Consider the following 4360-nt stretch of genomic DNA (forward strand, 5'->3'; position numbering starts at 1 on the left):
GTTTGCAAAGCAGTTCAAAAGCGAGCGGGAAATGTTTTACGCCCTGGAGGCGATGGACATTTCGGGTTTGATACGGGAGATGTTGGTATGGGTAACGCGCGATAACGACAGCAGCGGTGACGTTGGCTTTGCGGACCTGTCTGACGGAGAACGGCAGTTATTGATGGTGCTGGGCCTCATTCGCGTATCGCGCGGCAAAAGAGCACTCTTCTTGTTGGATGAACCGGATACCCATCTCAATCCACATTGGCAGCACAGCTATCTCAAATTGATTGATGACTGGACTGACATTGCGGCCGATTCGGACAAGTGCCATATTATTTTGACCTCGCATAACCCGTTGACGATTTCCGCGCTTACGCGGGATGAGGTGCGGGTGATCACGCAGGTTGCGGACGGGCAGGTAAAGGCTTCAGCGCCATATGCAAATCCGAAAGGCATGGGATTCACCGCCACGCTGACCGAGATCTTCGGTATGCCCACTAGCTTGGATATTGATACTCAACGCTTGATAGACGAACGCAACGCACTTGCTCAGAGGGCCGACAAGTCTGACAAAGATGAGCAAAGGTTGATTGAGCTGAATGACGATCTGGCGCGACGTGGGTTCTGTATGAGGATCGTGAGCCGTTGTACCAAGACTTTCTGCGGGCCTGGCATGACGTGCGGTATGCAGATCAGCCTCCCTTAACCCCTGAAGAAATCCAACAGCGGCATGCGAGTATGAAAGCGCTCATCAAAAAGCTAAGCGGGGAAAGGGCTGAGTCTTGATCTACGTGAAGTGCGATCCAAAATTGATCCCCAAAAAAGTCCTTGACGTAGCAGCCAGGGCGCAAGCAGATTTAGAGGCAAAACCCGAGGCAGAACGTAAGGCCTTCATTGAAAAGAAGGGGCATGTCTGGCGCGCCTTTGGTCGCTATTTGGCCAAGATGTCATACGGCAAGTGCTGGTACTCTGAAAGCAATGACCCTCAGTCATTTTTTGATGTCGATCATTTCAGACCCAAAAAGGCTGCTAAGCGAACCGATACCGACGAGGACGATGGCTACCCTTGGCTGGCGTTCTCAGTCGAGAATTTTCGTTATTCAGCAGGCCGATCAAATCGGTTGAGCACAGACGAGACCACTGAAGAAACAGTTGGAAAAGGAAGCTGGTTCCCTCTGCTAGATGGTAGCCCACGCGCAGTTTGGGATGACAGGTGCTTAAACAATGAACGCCCTGTACTGCTTGACCCAACCGTCAGAAGTGATGTCGCGCTGATCGATATCGATCCTGATGATGGCCGAGCAATTCCCAGCCAAACCTGTATTGGCCCAAAAAAGCAGCTGCGGGCGAGCAAGTCCATCGAGCTTTATGGCCTCAATTTGGGTAATTTGATTTCTGCGAGAAAGCGGGTGATGCGCGACGTGGAGAACCACTACAAAAATTTGATGGACATCGTCAGTGCTGCTACAGATATGGCGGCGGTGGAAAGGCTCCAAGAGCAAATGCTTGAGGCGACTGCCGCTAGCGCCCCATACGCACGCGCAGCCAGAGCAAAAATGTTCTCGATGAACGCGGGTGCGTTTTGTGCCCAGCCTGAGGACTTTGGCAATGTGGCGTGAAACACCGGCTATCGATTGCCGCACTGGTTGGATTGCCGGCTACCTGACGCTTGGTGCAGAGCAGTCGCACTGCGAGAAGTGAGCCATGAGCGACATCAAACTCTTCCGCCTCACCAGCGGCACCGCCACTGAACTGCAAGGCAGCGCCTCCGATCTGGAAAAGCCCCTGCAGACGCTGATCGAAGCCAACCTGCAGCCCTTGCTCAACATCCGCTTTATCGCCACAGAGCATTCCACCGGCAAAACGCACGGCGGGCGCATCGATTCGCTGGGCCTGGACGAAAACAATTGCCCCGTGATCCTGGAATACAAGCGGTCGGTGGGCGAGAACGTCATCAACCAGGGCCTGTTCTACCTGGACTGGCTGCTGGACCACAAGGCCGAATTCAAGTTGCTGGTGCTGGACAAGCTGGGGGCCGTTGCCGCAGACGCCATTGACTGGAGCGCACCCCGCGTGGTGTGCATTGCGGCGGACTTCACCAAGTACGATGGCCACGCGGTGCAACAGATCGGCCGCAATATCGAGCTGATTCGCTACCGGCAGTTTGGGGGCGACTTGCTGTTGCTGGAATCGGTCAACGCGGGCAGCGATGCAGGCAGCAAGCCCACCCCGGCCAAACCGCCCAAGGCCACGCCCAGCAAGCCCGATATGGCGGCTACGGTGGCGGCCACGGCGGTGCCTGCTGCGGCCGACCCCATCGGCACCAAAGGCACGGGGCCAGACAAGTCGTTTGCCGAGCTGCTGGTGAATTTGCCAGAGCCCATGCAGTTGCTGCTGGCTTCGCTAGAGGGCTACACGCTATCGCTGGGCGACGATGTGCAGCGCAAAGAGCTGCGCTTGTACCTGGCCTTCAAGCGCCTCAAGAACTTTGCCACGGTGGTGCTGCACCGCAAAAACTGCCTGGTGCTGTACCTGCATGTAGACCCCGCCACCGCCTTGCCGGTGCTGCCCAACGCGCGCGACGTGACGAACATCGGGCACTGGGGCACGGGCAACCTGGAAGTGACGCTCTCGACCCAGGCTGATCTGGACGCGGCGAAGCCGTTCATCATGGCGGCGTACGAGGGGCGGGGTACCTTAGGAAGCTGAATCGCTTCTTTTTTTAGCTGCTAGCGCTTTTTCAGTGGGCGCTAGCAGCCAGTCTTTCACTCAAGCGTTTAGCCCAAGCTGGCTTCCGCTCCGGCCCCTCGCCAACCAAACACAACCCACACGGTGACCGCCATGCACGACATCATCTGCCCCCACTGCAACAAGGCGTTCAAGATTGACGAGACCGGGTATGCCGACATCCTCAAGCAGGTGCGGGACGCGGATTTCGCCGCGCAGTTGCACGAGCGGCTGGAGCTGGCCGAGCAGGACAAGCGCAATGCGGTGGCGCTGGCGCAGGCCCAGGTGGCCAATGAGCTGCAGAAGTCGGCGGCGGCCAAAGATGCCGAGATTCAGGCCCTGAAGGCGCAGCTGGGCGCGGGCGCGGTGGAGCGCGACCTGGCGGTGGCGCAGGCCCTGGGTGCGGTGGAGAAGCAGCGCGACGCGCTGGAAAACAAGCTGGTGAGTGAGCTGGAGCGTGCGCGGCAGGCGCAGCAGGCAGCGGACCAGTTGGCACAAGCACGGCTGGCGCAGCAGCTGCAGGGCGTGGCCGCCCAAAAGGACGCCGAGATACAGCAGCTCAAATCACAACTGGACGCTGCCGAGGTGGCGCGCAGGCTGGCGGTGACCGAGGCAGTCACAGTGGTGGCGCGGGAGCGCGACGAGCTCCAAAACAACCTGAACCTGGTGGTGGTGAAAAAGCAGCTGGAGGAGGCCGCCATCAAGGAGCAGTACGCCCTACAACTGCGCGACCGGGACGGCGAGATTGCGCGGCTGCGGGACATGAAGGCGCGCCTGTCCACCAAGATGGTGGGCGAGACGCTGGAGCAGCACTGCGAGACGGAGTTCAACCGCATCCGCGCCACGGCGTTTCCCCGCGCCTACTTTGAAAAGGACAACGACGCGCGCAGCGGCAGCAAGGGCGACTACATCTTTCGCGACCTGGACGAGGCGGGCAACGAGATCGTCTCGATCATGTTCGAGATGAAGAACGAGAGCGACGAAACCGCCACCAAAAAACGCAACGAAGACTTCCTGAAAGAGCTGGACAAGGACCGCACCGAAAAGGGCTGCGAGTACGCGGTGCTGGTGTCGCTGCTGGAGCCCGAGAGCGAGCTGTACAACACCGGCATCGTGGACATGTTCTACCGCTATCCCAAGATGTATGTGGTGCGGCCGCAGTTCTTCATCCCCATCATCACGCTGCTGCGCAACGCTGCGATGAAGTCGTTGCAGTACAAGTCGGAGCTGGCGCTGGTGAAGGCGCAGAACCTGGACATCACCAAGTTCGAATCGCAGCTGGAAGAGTTCAAGGGCGCGTTTGGGCGCAACTGGCGCCTGGCATCGGACGGGTTCGAGGAAGCCATCAAGCGCATTGACGAGGCCATCAAGGACCTGGAGAAGACCAAGGAGGCGCTGCACAAGTCGGCCAACAACCTGCGCCTGGCCAACGACAAGGCCGAAGACCTCACGATCAAGAAGCTGACACGCGGCAACCCGACGATGGCGGCCAAATTTGCGGAACTCAAGCAGTTGGGGATTTCGGACGGGGAGTGATGCGGGGCGGGGTGAGGCGGCCGGCGGACGGGGCCTTGCAAACAGGGCGGGCACAACCGGTCTGCCGCTGCTCCGTCCCCATGGGTGGCATGGACGTTGGGCGGCACTAGCC

The 4360-nt window shown here is 59.0% G+C and carries 4 protein-coding genes; all 4 read left to right on the forward strand.

The features are described from left to right. Nucleotides 1–691, forward strand: a 691-nt coding sequence (locus tag DBR23_RS23235; protein ID WP_199227786.1) for an AAA family ATPase, incomplete at its 5' end; no start/stop codon positions are given. 76 nt (nt 692–767) lie between these two features. Further along, the gene (locus tag DBR23_RS29440; protein WP_146191421.1) at nt 768–1604 is read left to right on the forward strand and encodes a hypothetical protein; all 837 of its coding nucleotides are present in this window, start codon (nt 768–770) and stop codon (nt 1602–1604) included. Nucleotides 1605–1689: 85 nt separating this feature from the next. Next, nucleotides 1690–2694 (forward strand): DUF5655 domain-containing protein, encoded by a 1005-nt coding sequence (locus tag DBR23_RS23250; protein ID WP_108499732.1) that lies wholly within the window; start codon nt 1690–1692, stop codon nt 2692–2694. A gap of 132 nt (nt 2695–2826) precedes the next feature. After that, complete coding sequence (locus tag DBR23_RS23255) at nt 2827–4248, forward strand: DUF2130 domain-containing protein (protein WP_108499733.1); 1422 nt, start codon at nt 2827–2829, stop codon at nt 4246–4248. Nucleotides 4249–4360 lie beyond the last annotated feature (112 nt).

It is taken from the genome of Acidovorax sp. HMWF018 (assembly GCF_003061035.1).
Classification (GTDB): domain Bacteria; phylum Pseudomonadota; class Gammaproteobacteria; order Burkholderiales; family Burkholderiaceae_C; genus Acidovorax; species Acidovorax delafieldii.